The organism is Actinoplanes sp. NPDC051343 (assembly GCF_044455125.1).
Taxonomy (GTDB): domain Bacteria; phylum Actinomycetota; class Actinomycetes; order Mycobacteriales; family Micromonosporaceae; genus Actinoplanes.
This window is the reverse complement of record NZ_JBITEL010000005.1, coordinates 368,681-384,461: the sequence shown is the minus strand read 5'-3', so window position 1 is coordinate 384,461 and position 15,781 is coordinate 368,681. Positions and strand designations below refer to the sequence as shown.

Genomic DNA, 15,781 nt, shown 5'->3' with positions numbered 1-15,781 from the left:
CGTGCGCCGGCACCGGCCGTACCCGTCACGCAGCCGTGAGCAAGGCGCGCAGCGCGCCCTCCGCGGTTTTGAAGCGGACCGGCCGGCCGTTGATCAGATCGCTGTAGAGCACCGACTCCATGATCCGCACGTAGAGGAAGGCCCTCGCCGCCAGGTCGGCGACCGACAAGCCGGCCTCGATGAAGACGTCGCGCTGGGCGAGGACGATCCGGCGGTGCACGGCACCGGAGGGGGTGAACAGCACGCGGGCGGCCGTCTCCGGCTCGGCGCCGATGAAGATCCGCATCGGTGGGGCGGCCCCGAGCCGGTCGGCGAAGATCTGCGACACCTCGATCACGCCGTCGGGTCCGCGCCGCACGCGCTCCGACCGGGCCACGTCGAGCAGGCGGCGGCCGAGCGTCCAGAGGGCCTCGCCGAGCAGGGCGTCGCGGCTGCCGGCCACCCGATAGAGGGTTGCCCGGCTGATCGCGAGGTCGCCGGCCAGCGACTGCATGTCGATCGAACCGGCCGCCGCGAACTGCCGCATCGCGCCGCGCACCACGGCGTCGCGACTGATCACCCGGCGCGATTCCATCCCGCTCCTCTCGATGTACTCGAGGAAACGGATCGGGTTCACCGCGGGTTCAATTTGATACCGCCGTCTCAGCCTGACCTGGATGTTCGACCGCCGGGCGCTCCCTTTTCGTAACCATCGCCGAACACCGAATCGCGCGATTCGACCGTCCATTCTCATCCGATGCCCGGGGGCGGCCCTGGGGCATGTCGAAGAGGAGAAAACGATGGCAATCAGAAGGCGGCGCCGCGGCAATCTGCTGCGGCCGCGCAACCTCGTCGGGGCGCTCGCCGCGCTGGCGCTGACCGGGACCGGCCTCGCGCTGATCCCGAACGCGCAGGCGGCGACCAGCAAAACCTTCGAACGCGGGCCGGCGCCCTCGGTGAAGAGCATCCAGGCAGCTCAGGGGCCATTCGCGAGCACCCGGACGAACGTCGCGCGGAACAGCGTGAGCGGCTTCGGCGGTGGCGACATCTACGCACCGACCGACACCGGCGCAGGCACCTTCGGGGCGGTCGCGATGGCGCCCGGCTTCACCGCGACCCGCAGCAGCCTCGCCTGGCTGGCGCCGCGGATCGCCTCGCAGGGCTTCGTGGTCTTCAACATCGACACGCTGACCACGTCCGACCAGCCCGCCCAGCGCGGCAAGGAGCTGCTGGCGGCCCTCGACTTCCTGACCAGGAGCAGCAGCGCCCGCAGCAAGATCGACGCCAGCCGGCTGGCCGTGATGGGTCACTCGATGGGCGGCGGCGGCGCGCTCGAGGCGGCGAAGAGCCGGCCCTCGCTGCAGGCCGCGGTGCCGTTGACCCCGTGGGACCTCAACCGTAACTTCAGCGGGGTCAGCGTGCCGACGCTGATCGTCGGCGGCCAGCGGGACACCATCGCGCCGCCCGCCCAGCACTCGATCCCGTTCTTCAACAGCATGCCGGCGGCCAACGACAAGGGATATCTGGAATTGGCCGGCGCTTCGCATTTCGCACCGAACATTCCGAACTCGACAATTTCCGAGTTCAGCATCGCGTGGCTGAAACGGTTCGTGGACAACGACACCCGGTTCGAGCAGTTCCTCTGCCCGGGGCCGGGGCTGAACGGGACGGTCAGCCAGTACCGGGCCGACTGCCCGCACCAGGGCTGACCTACCGCCCCGCATCCGCCCGGGGCGGCGCGGCGTCACCCGCATTCGTGCGCGGCGGTCAACGGGAGCGGCGCGAACTCGTGGTTCTGCCAGATCGCGCGGGACCGCTCCTCGGGGTATCGGGTGACGACCGACGGGACGTCGAAGATCTTGGTGAGACGCTGCTCCCGGTCGTAGGCGGGCCAGCCGGGGTCGCCGGTGGCCGCGAAGCTGGTCCAGGCGGTGCGGAACTCGGCCGAGAGGGGCTCGGCCTCGGGGCTGTCGCCGATCAGCATGGCCGGCCGGCCGCTGGTGAGGTTGCCGAAGACGAGCGGCACGTCGAGGCCGTGGCAGGCGCCGAGGATGCCGCCCATGCCGGGGGCGCTCCAGGTCAGCTCGTAGAGGTGGGCGCGCCCGCCGCCGGTCACCTGGGCCTCGGCGAGGTGCAGGCTGGGCATGCGGAAGAGCCAGTCCGAATGGACGAGCTCGAACAGCTGGTCGGGGCTCGCTTCGCCGTAGGCCCGCGGGTCGGGCGCGAAGATCTCGAGGGCCTCGGCCGCCTCGGCCGGGGTCACCTGGCCGAGGCGGCCGGTGAGGGCGGTCAGCAGCCGCTGCTCGTCGCGGGTGTGCCCGGCGATCAGGTCGACGTGGCGGGCCGACCCCGCGGCGAGGGCCGCCCACGGCGTGGACGGCAGGACGTCGCCGTCGACGACCGGGGCGAACGGGATCGAGGAGTGCGCGGCCTGCCCCCAGCGGGCCGCCCGCTCGCCGATCCTCTCCGCGACCGCGTCGCCCGCCGCGGCCAGTAGCTCCGGCTCGACCTCGGCAAGGTCGTCCGCTGTTGCCCGGAGTCCCAGTTCGCCGGCGATGGCGCCGGCGATGTCGGCGGCCAGCTCGTCCGAGAAGTAGGCGCCCGGCACACTTTGGGCGATGGCCCGGCGGAACAGTCCGGCGGCCCGGGGCATGGCCAGCAGGGCGGCGACCGACCCGCCGCCGGCCGACTCGCCGAAGACCGTGACCTGGCCCGGGTCGCCGCCGAACGCGGCGATGTCGTCCCGGACCCACTCGAGCGCCGCGACCTGGTCGAGCAGGCCGCGGTTGGCCGGCGCCCCGGCGATCGAGGTGAAGCCCTCGACGCCGAGCCGGTAGTTGAACGTCACGACGACGACCTGGCCGTCGCGGGCGAGGCGTCCGCCGTCGTATTCGGGCCGGGCGGCGGATCCGAGCGAGTAGCCGCCGCCGTAGATCCAGACCATGACCGGCCGCTTCGCCGCCGCGTCGGGTTCGGCGGACCAGACGTTGGCGGTCAGCCAGTTGTCGCCCGCGGCCGGGCCGGAAGCGTCCGCGCCGAGCACCTCGGACTGCGGCGCCGGAGGACCGAAGGCGACGGCCGGCCGCGTGCCTTCCCAACTGGTCCGCGTCGGCGGGCCGAAGCGGACCGCCTCGGCGTAGGGGATGCCCCGGAAGACCGCCAGCCCGTTCTCCCAGGAGCCTCGCAACTCGCCGCCGGTCACTCGAACCTCAGGGCTGCTCATGGCCGCATCATCACGTGACCGGGAGGCAACCGCTATCGATTTTCGCCGGGCCGGCACCGTGTAGTTCGGCATTATGCCTAAATAGTCCTTTCCGCTCGGACGGCCACCTAAACGTACTTCCAGCTTCGTACTTTCGGCTGTCGATCATGCGGATGACAAAGGTGTGTCGCGTGTTTTCCGGATCCATTTTCCGCGGTTTGCTGATTGCAGCAAAGCCCCCGGATGAAATGCGAGAAAGGGAACCGCGATGAATAAATTTACTCGAGTTATGACCATGGGCGGCATGGGTGCGTTGGCGGCGCTGGCGATCGGTGCCGGCCCGGCTCAGGCCGCGGGCACGAGCAACTCGGCGGCGGCCAAGCCGTCCGCCGGGCAGGCGCGGCAACATCACGGCGGGGACCGTACGGTCGGCTACTACCGGTCGGGACGGGCCTGTGAGCTGGCCGGACGTATCGGTGAGCGGTTCGGCCGGTGGGACGACCACGACTGCGACTTCGTGCGGTTCGGATTCCACCGCGGCCAGTGGGAGCTGCAGGTGAGCCGCGACCGGAGGGGCCACGGCTTCCCGGGCTTCCCCGGCCACCACCGGCCCGGCCACGACGGACCGGGCGGATTCCACAACCGGCCCGGCCACGACGGACCGGGTGGATTCCGCCACCGGCCCGGTCGCTGACCGAACAAATGCCGCCGGGCCTGCGTAATGCCCGGCGGCTTCTTTCTTATTCGGCGAGGAACTGTTCCAGCAGGCCGGGAACGGCGGTGCGGGCCACCCGGATCGCCGTCGCATCGCCGACGTCGGCCACCGCGTAGTGCTGCCGGCCACCGGCCGTGGTGGCGACCAGGGTGGTCAGACCGGCCCGGCGCTGGAACAGCGAGGTGGTCAGGTTCCAGCCGATCACCGCGTCGGTGCGCAGCACGTGGCGGCGCCGCACCAGGCTGCCGTGCCGGCTGATCAGCCAGCCGTCGGTGAGGGCGTGGCCCAGATTGCGGGCCCGGTCCCAGGCCAGGAAGGTCCCGATCGGCAACATCGCGAGCGACGCCCAGAACGCCCACCCGGGTGCGCCGGCGAGGACCACGAACGCCAGCACGATCAGGATCAGGATCGTGCTGACCGTCAAGGCCCGGGTGAACCGGCGCAGGCGGGCTCGGGGGCCGTGCCGGGTCAGCGCCACGGTCAGCGGATGGGTGTCGCCGATGACGGTGCCGGCCACCTCCACCGCGACGGCGCGCGGCGCGGGCGGCAGCAGGATCGAGCCGCCGCGGTCGGAGCCCCGGCCGACCCGCAGACCGGTGGCGATGGCGAGGACCCGGGCGCCGCGCACCGACCGCAGCAGCAGCGGCTCGCTGAGCTCGACACCGCGCATCCGGCGTTCCTCGATCGTGGTGCTGCGGGTGGTGAGCAGGCCGCGGCGTACGTGCAGGGTGCCGCTGCTGTGCCGGCTCAGCCGGAAGTTCCAGAACGTCAGGATGTATCCGACCGTCGACGCGACCGCGGTGAAGACGACCACCGCCGCGGCGACCAGCAGAATCGCCACCGGCAGCGGCTTGTCCCGCAGGTACTCGATCGTGTCGTGGATGACGCCGACCTTCGCGAGGTTGACGTGGCCCTCGTTGACCAGGCGGGAGCCGAGGCCGAACAGCACACCGATCGCCACCAGGCCGGACAACGTGAACGGCCCGTACCGGACCCAGGCCGGGTCGAGGGCGGCCAGCACAGTCTCGGGGGCGGCCGGAACGGCTTCCGCCGCCATCGCCTCGGGTGCCGGCCGGTGCAGTAACTCGCGGTGCAGGTTTTCGGCGTCGGCCGCGCCCAGCCCGTCCAGCTTCACGCCGTCGTTCTTCTTGTCGGTCTGACCGGTGCCGACTGTGACCAGGGCCAGGCCGAAGATGCGGTGCAGCACGTTCGAGGTGACGTCCACGGTCCGGATGCGGTCGCGCGGCACGGTCAGCGTGCGGCGGCGGATCAGACCCCGGCGTACCTGCACGTGAGCCGGAGTGATCCGGTAGGAAGTGGTGAAGTAGCGCAGGAAGCCGAGCGCGATGCCGATGCCGCCGATGCCCAGCGCCCACCAGCCGCCGTCGGCACCGTTGCCGCTCCGCAGCCCGATCAGCACCGCGATCAGCGGAAACAGCAGCCGCCTCAACTCCATGACCGGATGCACGGCGAGCATGCGAGGGCTCAGCCGGCGCCAGTGCTCGGTCACCGCCGGTTCGGCCGGGCCGACCACGGTGGTCATGTCGCGTCCCCGGTGGTCTGGCCGACCCGGGTGGTCAGGTCGGCGACCAGCTGGTCGGCGTCCCTCGCGGCCAGGCCGTCGATCTTGATGGGGCCGGCCGCGGACGCGGTCGTCACGGTCACGTTCGCCAACTTGAACAACTGCTCGATCGGCCCGCGCTCACTGTCCACAGTCTGCACCCGCGAGATCGGCGCGATCCGGCGCTCCTGGTTGAGCCAGCCGGTCTGGGTGTAGACCGCGGTGTCGGTCGCCTCCCAGCGGTGCACCCGGTAGCGCCACTGCGGCATCACCACCATGTGCACCGCGGCCAGCACCAGCCACACCACCGCCACGATCAGGTGGGGGAGTGCCCGGCGGTCGCTGTCGGCGAACCACCAGATCACCTGGGGTACCAGCAGCGCGATCCACATCACCGCCGCCCTGGTCGTCCAGTACCACACCGCGCGGGAACTGACCCGGTGCATCGGGGGTCGTAGCCGCACCACATCCGCCGTCATAGTCACGCCTTTCACGATGGCATCCGGTGCAAAGAGTTCGTCGGCCCGTTCGTCGTGCGAGGGACGGGACAAATGTCATGGTCCGGTGTCATGGTGCGGCCGGCTGGAGCCGCAACGTGCGCGGGGATATGCCGCGGACCCGCTTGAACGCGGCGCTGAGCGCGAACGGGCTCGCATATCCGACGTTCCGGGCGATCGCCTCCAGAGTCGCGTCGCTGCGGGTAAGCATGTCGGCGGCGCACGACAACCGCCACTCGGTCAGATAGGTCATCGGCGGCACACCCACCAGTTCGGTGAACCGCCGCGCCATCGCCGCGCGCGAGCAGCGTGCCTCGGCGGCCAGGGACGCCACCGTCCAGGCCTGCTCGGGCCGCGCGTGGATGCAGGTGAGGGCGGCGCCGACGATCGGATCGTCCTGCGCGGTGTACCAGCGGGGCGGGTGGGCATCCGGCCGTGCGAGCCACGTGCGCACGGCGGTGATCAGCACCAGGTCGAGGAGCCGGTCGAGGACCACGTCCTGGCCGGGGGCCTCCCGGTCGACCTCGTGGATGACGTGCTCGACGAGCCCGGAATCCCACTCGCCGGGTCGCAGCACGACCAGGTCGGGCAGCGCCGACAGCAGTGACCGGCTGATCTCGGCTGGTGAGTGGTAGGTGCCGGTCAGCAGCATCGTGCGGCCGTCCGGATCATTGCCCCACGACCGCAGTCCGAGAGGACCCATCGGGCGTCCACCGGCAATCGGCCGGCAGATCTGGTCCGGGCCGATCACCACCTGCGGCGCCGTTCCGGCGCCATCGCTTATTTCGTACGGCCGGGGGCCGCGCACCACCGCAACATCGCCCGGCACGATGTCGGTCGTCGTCGTGCCCACGTCGAGGTAGGCCGACCCGCGGACGACCGCCACCAGGGTCAGCGGCGCCGCATCCTCGATCCGCATCGACCACGGCGGGGAGAGCAGCGAGCGCAGGATGAACGCTCCCCGCGCCCGCGGGTCGAGCAGGCCGCCGAGCGGATCCATGCCGCTCAGCGTAGACGCTCGCGTATGGAATCGGGCGCCTGCCGCATGGATCGGCTCACCGGGCTGGGGTGCTGTGCCTGGCCACCGTCGTCCGGGCCGGGACCACGTGGTCGCGGCCCGGCGCCGCGTGGCTGCTGACGGGCGCGATCCTGACCCTCGTCGGAGCACTCGGCGTCACCGTGGCGGTCAATGTGCCGCTGAACGACCGGCTGGAAGCCGGGACGGTCACCTGGCCGAGCTTCCTGGCCGGGTGGGATCCGGCCAACCACGCCCGTACCGTCCTCTGTCTGGCCGGCTGCGCCGCGCTGCTGGTCGGCCTGGTCAGGAGGGCGTTATGAGGCGGGTCTCGTAGGCGACGACCACGGCTTGGACCCGATCGCGGAGGCCCAGTTTGGCCAGGATGCGGGCGACGTGCGTCTTCACGGTCGCCTCGGACAGGAACAGGCGGCCGGCGATCTCGACGTTGCTCAGCCCCTGGGCGACCAGGGTGAGAACCTCGCGTTCGCGGGGAGTAAGCGCGGCCAGATCGCGGTGCAGGGGCGACTCCCGGGTCCCGGGCCTGGCGAAGCGTTCGACGAGGCGGCGGGTGATGCTCGGAGCGAGCAGAGCCTCGCCGTCCCGGACCGTGCGGATCGCGACGACCAGATATTCGGGAGTCACATCCTTGAGCAGAAATCCGCTGGCCCCCAGGCCGAGAGCGGCATAGACGTAGTTGTCGAGGTCGAACGTGGTCAGCATGATGACGCGGGGCGGGTCGGCGGCGTCCAGGATGCGGCGGGCGGCCTCGATGCCGTCCATGTTGGGCATGCGGACGTCCAGGAGCACCACGTCGGGGCCGGTGCGCCGGACCGCCTCGACCGCCTCCGCGCCGTCCTGGGCCTCGGCCACCACGTCGATGCCGTCGGCCGTGAGGATCATGCGGAAGCCGGCGCGCACCAGCGCCTGGTCGTCGGCGATCACGACCCGCAGCGACTCACCCATCAAAGGTCACCGGCGCTCTCCAGGGGAAGGTGGGCCTCCACCCGGTAGCCGCCGGTGATGCGGCTGGAGGCCTGGAGGGTGCCACCGTAGACCGCGAGTCTCTCGCGGAGGCCGGCGAGACCGCGGCCGGTCGAGGTGGCGGCTTCCGGCGTGGGCGGCCCGCCGGTGTCGGCGACGGTGATGCGCAGTTCGTCCGGCGAGTACGCGACGTGGACCGCGGCGCTGGCACCGGAGGCGTGCTTGACCGTGTTGGTGAGGGCCTCCTGCACGACCCGGTAGGCGGCGAGTTCGAGACCGGCGGGCAGCGGGGTCTGCTCGCCGCTGGTGGTGACCGTGACCTCGATGCCGGCGTCCCGGACCCGGTCGATCAGCGGTGGCAACTGGGCCAGGCCGGGCTGTGGGTTGAGGGTGTCCTCGTCGTCCGCGGCGGTCAGCAGGCCCATCACGCCGCGCATCTCGCCGAGGGCGGCGCGGCCGGCCTCCTCGACCGACAGCAGGGCGTCGCGGGCGGCGTCGGGCGTCCGGTCGAGAACCTTGCGGGCCGCCCCGGCCTGAATGACCATCATGGACACGTTGTGCGAGACGACGTCGTGCAGTTCGCGGGCGATGCGGGCGCGCTCCTGGCGTGCCGCCTCCCGCAGGGCGTCGGCACGTTCGCGGCGCAGCCGGTCGGCGCGCTGGCGCCAGGTGCGCATGCCGTTGACCGCGAGCCCGATCGGCAGCAACACCAGGAACGGCACCCAGCCGACGGGAACGATCGGTACGGCGAGATCGTGGAACGAGCTGTAGAGCAGGGCCGCGACCGGCAGCGCGGCGAGGGCCCACATCCGGAACGGGCTGTACGCGGCGGCGGTGTACCCGGCGATCACGCAGGCGTAGAACGAGACCCGCAGGATGTCGGTGCCCGGCGACTCGCCGTGCAGCGACAACACCGTGATCCCGAGGATCACCGTGAGCGTTCCCAGCGGATAGCGGCGGCGCACCAGCAGCGGAAGGATCGCGGCGACGGCGATCCAGCCCGGGCCCTGCGGGTCGTTCAGATCACCGGCGTACGGATCGACGGGCATGCGGGGCAACGGGGGTGTGGGCGGAGCCGGGACACCGAGCTCCGGCGGCGGGCCGACGGTCCGCATCACCTCGGTGTCGCTGGTGGTGTCGAACAGATGCCCGGTGATGTCGGTGCCGCTGAATGCCGCCACGATGAACACGACCACCAGCAGCCCGTCGAACGCCCAGTTGCGGCGGGTCGGCTGTGGCTGTGGCCCGGAGCGGCGCAGCGCCCGCGCGACCGGGCGCAGCGCCAGCAGGCGGCGCCACCGCGAGGGCGGCGGATCGGCGGTCATCGGCACATTGTCGCCGGGCGCCCCGGCCGTACGCATCCATCTCCGGACTACGCCGCAAGGATGACCCCAGGCGGCCAGGGGGCTCTCGCGGCCGACGACCGGTGTGCCCGGCCGGCCCTAGCGTCCCGAACCATGATTGATGTCCTAGATGTGAGCCGCCGCTACGAGGGCGACCAGGCCGCCCTCGACCACCTCAGCCTGCAGGTCGCCCAAGGGGAGTGCCTGGCCCTGCTCGGCCCGTCCGGCAGCGGGAAGTCGACCCTGCTCAACCTCATCGCCGGCCTCGACCGCCCGACCGAGGGCACCGTCACCGTCGGCGGCACCCGCGTGGACCGGCTGAGCGAGGCCGCCGCCGCCCGCTACCGCCGCGCCACCATCGGGCTGGTGTTCCAGTTCTTCAACCTGCTCGACGACCTGACCGTCGCCGACAACGTGCTGCTGCCCGCGCAGATCGCCGGACAGTCCGCCGCCAAGTCCCGCCGGCGCGCCCGCGAACTGCTCGAGGCGCTCGGCATCGACCGGCACGCCGACGCGTACCCCGGTCGCCTGTCCGGCGGGGAACGGCAGCGGGTCGCGGTGGCCCGGGCGCTGATGAACCGGCCGCCGCTGCTGCTGGCCGACGAGCCGACCGGCGCGCTCGACACCGCCTCGGGTGCCGAGGTCCGCAAACTGCTGGTCGACCTGCACGCCGACGGCCAGACGATCGTCCTGGTCACCCACGACGAAGCATTGGCCTCGACGGTCGCCACCCGCACCGTGCGCCTCGTCGACGGGCAGGTGGCGGCATGAGCGCCATCCGGACCGTGGTGCGGGGGGCACAGCGGCGGCGCGTCTCCACGATTGTGATCATCGCGGCGACGGCGATGGCCGTAACCGCGACCGTCCTGGCCGGTCTGCTGCTGGCCGCGTCGTCGGCGCCGTTCGCCAACGCGTTCGCCCAGCAGCACGGCGCACACCTGACCGCGGTGTTCGGCGCCGCGAAGACGACCCGGGCGCAGGCCGCGGCGACCGCGTCGCAGGCCCGGCTGGCGATCGGCCCGTTCCCGGTGGCGACCGTCGTCACCAAGCAGGACCCGCAGAATCCGCCCCTGCCACCGCTGAAGGTCGTCGGGCGGACCGATCCGGGCAGCGACTCGATCGACAAGGTAACCCTGCTGGCCGGCCGCTGGGCGCGGACGACCGGCGAGATCGTGGTGGCCCGCACCGAGGTGATGATCCCGGCCGGGACCACGCTGGAACTGGCGAACGGATCGACGCTGACGGTCGTCGGCGAAGCGAGGTCGATCAGCCAGACCGCGCAAGGCTGGGTCACCCCCGACGAGGCGGTCGCACTCGGGCAGACCGGATGGCAGATGCTCTACCGGTACGCCGACGCCGGCACCACAACCGCGATGACCGCGCACGAAACAGCTCTCGGCGCCGGTGTGCAGACCCAGTCCTGGCTCGGCGTACGCGACGATGCGGCACACCGCACCCAGCTGTACGTGCCCCTGCTGGGCGCGTTCGGTCTGATCGGCCTCGCCCTGTCGGCCCTGGTCATCGGCAACGTCACCGCGGGCACGGTCGCCTCGGCCACCCGCCGCATCGGTGTCATGAAGGCGCTCGGGCTGACCCCGTCGCAGGTGGTGCGCGCCTGCCTGGCGCAGGCCCTGATCCCGGGCCTGATCGGCACGGTCCTCGGCATCGTCGCCGGCGACTTCCTCGCGCTGCCGCTGGTGTCCGACGTCGCCGACCTGTTCGGCACCGTCCCGATGTCGGTCACCCCGTGGGTCGACGCCGCCGCGATCGCCGCGGCGGTGCTGGTCATCGGCGGGACCGCGGCACCGGCCGCGTGGCGGGCCGCCCGGCTGCGTACGGTCGACGCGCTCGCCGTCGGGCGTACCCCGCACAGCGGCCGCGGCCGCGTCGCCGCCCGCCTCGCCGCCCGCACCGGGCTGCCCCGGCCGTTCAGCCTCGGGCTCGCCCAGCCGTTCACGAAACCGGCCCGCCTGCTGGCCATGATGCTGACGATCGCGTTCGGCACGGCGGCGGCGACGTTCGCCATCGGCCTGGCCACCTCGCTACGCCACATCCAGGCCGCCGACGAGAAACCCGACACCTCGGCCGACGTGCTCGTGCTGCCCACCATGGAAGGCACCGATCCGAGCACGGCCATCGCCGCCGCGCCGGGAACCGGGAAATACTACGGGCGCGGCCCCGCCGACATCGCCGTCGACGGCCTGCGTGACGCCGCCCGCGGCACCATCACCAGCGGCGACGCCCGCTGGGCCGGGTACGAGATGCTCGCCGGCCGCTGGTACACGAAACCGGGGGAGGCGGTCGTCACGACCGGCTTCCTCACCGCCACCGGCAAGCACATCGGCGACACGGTCACCGGCCCCGGCCACGGACCGCTCACGCTCGTCGGCGAGGTGTTCGACGGCAGCGCCAACAACCACCTCTACACCGACGCCGCCAGCATCCCCGGCCCGAAGCCGGTCCTCGAGTGGTACGTCAAGCTCAAGCCCGGCACCGACCGCGCCGCCTATCTCGGCGCAATGCAGAGCGCGCACATCCCGGCTCAGGCCACCAGCGCCGACGGACCGGACGAGACGCTGATCCTGCTGGACTCGGTCACCGCACTCCTCACAGTGCTGCTCGTGTCCGTGGCCGGGCTCGGCGTGCTCAACGCGGTCGTGCTCGATTCGCGCGACCGGGTGCACGACATCGGCGTACACAAGTCGATGGGGATGACGCCGAAGCAGACCGCCGCGATGGTCATCGCCTCGGTCGGCGTCCCCGGCATCATCGGCGGCGCCGTCGGCGTCCCGGCCGGATATCTGCTGCACCACTGGGCGGTGCCGGCCATGGCCCACGGCGCCGGCATCCGCCTGCCGCACTCCAGCATCGACGTGTACGCCCCGGCCCTGCTGCTCGGCCTCGCGCTGGCCGGCCTGGTCATCGCGGCCGGCGGCGCACTGCTACCGGCCGGCTGGGCCGCCCGGACCCGCACAGCGGTTGCACTGCGTACGGAATAGCCGCCTGTGGTGGCCGGTCGGCTCGTGCACGCCGGCCGGCTTCGTGCACGCCGGCCGGCTTGGTGTACGCCGGCCGGCTCGGTGCACGTCGACCGGCCACCGCCGGTCTCAGACCTTCGCGACGTCGACGCGGGCCTGTTCGCCGTCGCCGACCGACGCCACGACCGCCCCGACGATCTCGGTGTTCAGCGCCAGCGTGTCGGCCAACGTTTCCCGCTTGACGAAGTCCTCGTGCGACCGCACGGCCGTCAGCACCGCGTCGCCGCCGGCGACCGAGACCGCGATGCGGTCGGAGACGTCGAACCCGGCCTCGCGGCGGGCCTGCTGAATGGTCCGTACGACGTCCCGAGCGATGCCCTCGGCCACCAGCTCGGGCGTGAGCTGGGTGTCCAAGGCGATCGTGACGCCACGCTGGGACTCGACGACCCAGCCCGTTCGCGGCACCTCGGTCACCAGCACGTCGTCCGGGCCGAGCACGACCGGCTCGCCGTCGACCGTAACGGTCGCGCTGCCCTCACCGCGCAGCCGTTCGACCAGCGGTCCCGGCTCCTGCGCCCGGATCACGTTGGCGATGACCTGGGTCTGCTTGCCGAAGCGCTTGCCCAGTTCCCGGAAGTTGGGCTTGATGGCCACGTCGATCACCGTTGCGCTGGATTCCAGCAATGCCAGATGCTTGACGTTCAACTCGTCGGCGACGTCGTCCAGCAGCGCGTCCGGCACCCGGGTGCCGGACGGCAACCCGACGAGGGCATGAGCCAGCGGCTGACGGATCCGGATCTTGCTCGTCTTCCGCGCCGCGCGGCCGGCCTCCGCGAGGGCTCGTGCCGCCTTGACCTGCGCCGTCAGCGTCGCGTCGAGCAGATCGGCGTTCGGTGTCGGCCAGTGCGAGAAGTGGACCGACTCGGCGGCGTCCGGGTTGGCGGGGCGGACGACCCGCTGCCACACCTCCTCCGTGATGAACGGCACGATCGGCGCCAGCAGCCGGGTGAGGACCTCCACCGTCTCGTAGAGGGTGGCGAGCGCGTCCTGGTCGCCGTTCCAGAACCGTTGCCGGTTGCGGCGGACGTACCAGTTGGACAAGTCGTCGACGAACTCGGCCAGCAGCCGGCCGGCACCGGCCGTGTCGTAGTTTTCCAGCCGGTCGTCGACCGCCCCGACCAGGCCGTGGACCTCGGCGAGGATCCACCGGTCGAGCAGCGGGCGCTCCCCGGCCGGGCCGGCCGACTCCGGGTTCCACGCGGTGTGGCCGGCGTAGAGCGAGAAGAACGACACGGTGTTCCAGTAGGTCATCAGGACCTTCCGGACGATCTCCTCCAATGGCCCGTCGCCGACCCGACGCTGCGACCAGGGCGAGCCCGAGCACGCCATGTACCAGCGGAGGGCGTCCGCGCCATGAGCATCCATCAGCGGGATGGGCAGCACGATGTTGCCCAGGTGCTTGCTCATCTTCCGGCCGTCCTCGGCCACGATGTGGCCGAGACAGACGACATTCTCGTACGCGGACCTGTCGAACACGAGCGTGCCGACCGCCATCAGCGTGTAGAACCAGCCACGGGTCTGGTCGATCGCCTCGCAGATGTACTGCGCCGGGTAGGTGGCCTCGAACTTCTCCTTGCTGCCCGGCACATGCGGGTAGCCCAGCGCGGCGAACGGCATCGCGCCGGAGTCGTACCAGGCGTCGATCACCTCGGGTACGCGGGTGGCGGTCTGCCCGCAGTCCGGACAGGGAAAGGTGATCTCGTCGATGAACGGGCGGTGCGGATCCAGGTCCGACAGGTCCCGGCTGGCCAGGCCGCCCAACTCGGCTCGCGAGCTGATCGCGGTCACGTGGGCGTTCTCGCACCGCCACAGCGGCAGGGGCGTGCCCCAGTACCGCGAGCGCGACACCGCCCAGTCGATGTTGTTGTCCAGCCAGTCGCCGTAGCGGCCGTGCTTGATGTGCTCGGGGAACCAGTTGGTCGCCTCGTTCTCGCGCATGAGCGCGTCCCGGACCTTGGTCGTCCGGATGTACCAGGACGGCTGCGCGTAGTACATCAGCGGCGTGTGGCAGCGCCAGCAGTGCGGGTAGGAGTGCTCGAACCGCTGCAACCGGAACAGCAGGCCGCGCTCCTTCAGGTCCTTGATCAGGACCGGGTCGGCCGCTTTGAAGAACAGGCCGCCGACCAGCGGCACCGTCTCGTGGAAGTGCCCGTTCGGGCCGACCGGGTTGACGACCGGCAGCCCGTTGGCCCGGCTCACGGCGAGGTCGTCGGCACCGAACGCGGGCGCCTGATGTACCAGCCCGGTGCCGTCGGTGACCGTGACGTAGTCGGCCAGAACGACGATGTGCGCGTCGGGGATGTCGACCAGATCGAAAGGACGCCGGTACGCGAGGCCGGCCAGCTCGGCGCCCGGCACCGTCGCCAGCGCTTCGGCGTCGTCCCCGAGCACTGCGCCGATGAGCGGCTCGGCCACCACGAAGGTGCCCTTCTCCGAGCGCGCCACCACGTACGTGACCTCGGGGTTTACCGCCACCGCGGTGTTCGCCACCAGCGTCCACGGCGTCGTGGTCCAGATCAGCAGGTCCACGTCGTGGTGGCCACGCAGCGGAGCCGCCAGCGGGAACCGGACGTACACCGACGGGTCGGTGACCGTCTCGTAGCCCTGCGCCACCTCATGGTCGGAGAGCGTGGTCTCGTCCCGCGGGCAGTAGGGAGCGACCCGGAAGTCCTCGGTCAGCCGGCCGTCGCCGTGGATCTCGGCCAGTGACCACCACACCGAGTCGATGTACTCCGGCGACATCGTCTCGTACGGGTGCGACAGGTCGATCCAGTAACCCATGCGCTCGGTGAGCGCCTCGAACTCACCGACGTGCCGGAGGACCGACTCACGGCAGCGGGCGTTGAACTCGGCGACGCCGACCTTCTCGATCTCCTGCTTGCCGCTGATGCCGAGCTCTTTCTCCACGGCCAGTTCCACCGGGAGCCCGTGGCAGTCCCAGCCGGCCTGGCGGGGCACCGAGTAGCCCTTCATCGTCTTGAAGCGCGGGAACACGTCCTTGAAGACGCGCGCCTCCACGTGGTGGGTGCCCGGTGTTCCGTTCGCGGTCGGCGGCCCGTCGTAGAACACCCAGCTCGGCCCATCGGCCGTCCGGGCCAGGCTGCGGGCGAACACATCGTTGGACTTCCACCAGTCGATGATCCGGTGGTCCATCTCGGTGAGTTCAAGCTTCGGCGGCAACGCCACGAACGGCGACTTACCGGCGGCGGACTGCGTCATTTCGCTACGACTCTCCCTCGGCTCCGTCACGCTCGCACGAGTGGCTGAATGACAGCCACCCACACGGGGACGAAGCGCGAGGCCCAACGTAGGCCCGTACTCCGCGGTACCACCCCGCTTGCGCCCCGACCTGCTGGGCGCCGCTCATTGTGTCGCTGTGACGTGCGACCAACGTCCGGTTCTACTGGGGCCGCACCTGCGCGAGGCCTGTTCTTCCGAAGACTCCCC

The 15,781-nt window shown here is 71.4% G+C and carries 13 protein-coding genes; 5 read left to right on the top strand and 8 right to left on the bottom strand.

All coding sequences use genetic code 11. The features are described from left to right. Positions 1-25 precede the first annotated feature (25 nt). Positions 26-616 carry a QsdR family transcriptional regulator gene (locus ACIA5C_RS19185; RefSeq protein ID WP_396056314.1) on the bottom strand — a complete coding sequence of 197 codons (591 nt, stop codon included), beginning with the start codon at positions 614-616 and terminating at the stop codon, positions 26-28. 163 nt (positions 617-779) lie between these two features. On the opposite strand from ACIA5C_RS19185, the gene ACIA5C_RS19180 reads away from it, so the two are divergent. Then, positions 780-1,688: an alpha/beta hydrolase family protein gene (locus tag ACIA5C_RS19180; protein ID WP_396056312.1), complete on the top strand. Its 909-nt coding sequence runs from the start codon at positions 780-782 to the stop codon at positions 1,686-1,688. Between the two features lie 35 nt (positions 1,689-1,723). Here the strand turns inward: ACIA5C_RS19180 and ACIA5C_RS19175 are convergent, their stop codons facing one another. Next, entirely contained in the window at positions 1,724-3,202 is a 1,479-nt protein-coding gene (locus tag ACIA5C_RS19175) for a carboxylesterase/lipase family protein (RefSeq protein ID WP_396056310.1), read from the bottom strand. Between the two features lie 283 nt (positions 3,203-3,485). On the opposite strand from ACIA5C_RS19175, the gene ACIA5C_RS19170 reads away from it, so the two are divergent. Further along, on the top strand, positions 3,486-3,875 hold the full coding sequence (locus ACIA5C_RS19170) for a hypothetical protein (RefSeq protein ID WP_396056308.1): 390 nt from the start codon (positions 3,486-3,488) through the stop codon (positions 3,873-3,875). Between the two features lie 46 nt (positions 3,876-3,921). On the opposite strand, the gene ACIA5C_RS19165 is transcribed toward ACIA5C_RS19170, so the two are convergent. The 3 genes from ACIA5C_RS19165 to ACIA5C_RS19155 form a co-directional block, all read right to left on the bottom strand. After that, positions 3,922-5,439 (bottom strand): PH domain-containing protein, encoded by a 1,518-nt coding sequence (locus ACIA5C_RS19165; RefSeq protein WP_396056306.1) that lies wholly within the window; start codon positions 5,437-5,439, stop codon positions 3,922-3,924. Then, positions 5,436-5,936: a PH domain-containing protein gene (locus tag ACIA5C_RS19160; RefSeq protein ID WP_396056664.1), complete on the bottom strand. Its 501-nt coding sequence runs from the start codon at positions 5,934-5,936 to the stop codon at positions 5,436-5,438. Before ACIA5C_RS19160 ends, ACIA5C_RS19165 begins: the two co-directional genes overlap by 4 nt. Positions 5,937-6,024: 88 nt before the next feature. Continuing rightward, positions 6,025-6,954, bottom strand: a complete 930-nt coding sequence (locus ACIA5C_RS19155) for an AraC family transcriptional regulator (protein ID WP_396056304.1) — start codon at positions 6,952-6,954, stop codon at positions 6,025-6,027. Positions 6,955-7,022: 68 nt separating this feature from the next. Between ACIA5C_RS19155 and ACIA5C_RS19150 the strand changes: the two genes are divergently transcribed. Then, positions 7,023-7,292: an anthrone oxygenase family protein gene (locus tag ACIA5C_RS19150; protein WP_396056302.1), complete on the top strand. Its 270-nt coding sequence runs from the start codon at positions 7,023-7,025 to the stop codon at positions 7,290-7,292. Here the strand turns inward: ACIA5C_RS19150 and ACIA5C_RS19145 are convergent. Together ACIA5C_RS19145 and ACIA5C_RS19140 are read right to left on the bottom strand one after the other, a co-directional pair. Beyond that, on the bottom strand, positions 7,276-7,935 hold the full coding sequence (locus tag ACIA5C_RS19145) for a response regulator (RefSeq protein WP_396056300.1): 660 nt from the start codon (positions 7,933-7,935) through the stop codon (positions 7,276-7,278). The two genes, ACIA5C_RS19150 and ACIA5C_RS19145, sit on opposite strands and share 17 nt — an antisense overlap. Continuing rightward, a complete protein-coding gene (locus tag ACIA5C_RS19140; RefSeq protein WP_396056298.1) occupies positions 7,935-9,278 on the bottom strand; it encodes a sensor histidine kinase in 1,344 nt (447 codons plus the stop codon). The genes ACIA5C_RS19145 and ACIA5C_RS19140 overlap by 1 nt, the downstream gene beginning before the upstream one ends. 132 nt (positions 9,279-9,410) lie before the next feature. Here ACIA5C_RS19140 and ACIA5C_RS19135 point away from each other — a divergent pair, with 132 nt between their 5' ends. Then, positions 9,411-10,067 (top strand): ABC transporter ATP-binding protein, encoded by a 657-nt coding sequence (locus ACIA5C_RS19135; RefSeq protein WP_396056296.1) that lies wholly within the window; start codon positions 9,411-9,413, stop codon positions 10,065-10,067. Beyond that, on the top strand, positions 10,064-12,295 hold the full coding sequence (locus ACIA5C_RS19130; protein ID WP_396056294.1) for an ABC transporter permease: 2,232 nt from the start codon (positions 10,064-10,066) through the stop codon (positions 12,293-12,295). Before ACIA5C_RS19135 ends, ACIA5C_RS19130 begins: the two co-directional genes overlap by 4 nt. 108 nt (positions 12,296-12,403) lie before the next feature. Here ACIA5C_RS19130 and ileS read toward each other — a convergent pair whose 3' ends face one another. After that, entirely contained in the window at positions 12,404-15,553 is a 3,150-nt protein-coding gene (gene ileS, locus ACIA5C_RS19125) for an isoleucine--tRNA ligase (protein ID WP_396056292.1), read from the bottom strand. Between the last annotated feature and the right edge of the window lie 228 nt (positions 15,554-15,781).

What these genes read in the sequence shown, in the direction of transcription:
- ACIA5C_RS19160 (WP_396056664.1), bottom strand. Translation starts at nt 5,936, where the DNA reads ATGACGGCGGATGTGGTGCGGCTACGACCCCCGATGCACCGGGTCAGT.
- ileS (WP_396056292.1), bottom strand. Translation starts at nt 15,553, where the DNA reads ATGACGCAGTCCGCCGCCGGTAAGTCGCCGTTCGTGGCGTTGCCGCCG.
- ACIA5C_RS19155 (WP_396056304.1), bottom strand. Translation starts at nt 6,954, where the DNA reads ATGGATCCGCTCGGCGGCCTGCTCGACCCGCGGGCGCGGGGAGCGTTC.
- ACIA5C_RS19180 (WP_396056312.1), top strand. Translation starts at nt 780, where the DNA reads ATGGCAATCAGAAGGCGGCGCCGCGGCAATCTGCTGCGGCCGCGCAAC.
- ACIA5C_RS19145 (WP_396056300.1), bottom strand. Translation starts at nt 7,935, where the DNA reads ATGGGTGAGTCGCTGCGGGTCGTGATCGCCGACGACCAGGCGCTGGTG.
- ACIA5C_RS19135 (WP_396056296.1), top strand. Translation starts at nt 9,411, where the DNA reads ATGATTGATGTCCTAGATGTGAGCCGCCGCTACGAGGGCGACCAGGCC.
- ACIA5C_RS19140 (WP_396056298.1), bottom strand. Translation starts at nt 9,278, where the DNA reads ATGACCGCCGATCCGCCGCCCTCGCGGTGGCGCCGCCTGCTGGCGCTG.
- ACIA5C_RS19165 (WP_396056306.1), bottom strand. Translation starts at nt 5,439, where the DNA reads ATGACCACCGTGGTCGGCCCGGCCGAACCGGCGGTGACCGAGCACTGG.
- ACIA5C_RS19175 (WP_396056310.1), bottom strand. Translation starts at nt 3,202, where the DNA reads ATGAGCAGCCCTGAGGTTCGAGTGACCGGCGGCGAGTTGCGAGGCTCC.
- ACIA5C_RS19130 (WP_396056294.1), top strand. Translation starts at nt 10,064, where the DNA reads ATGAGCGCCATCCGGACCGTGGTGCGGGGGGCACAGCGGCGGCGCGTC.
- ACIA5C_RS19170 (WP_396056308.1), top strand. Translation starts at nt 3,486, where the DNA reads ATGGGTGCGTTGGCGGCGCTGGCGATCGGTGCCGGCCCGGCTCAGGCC.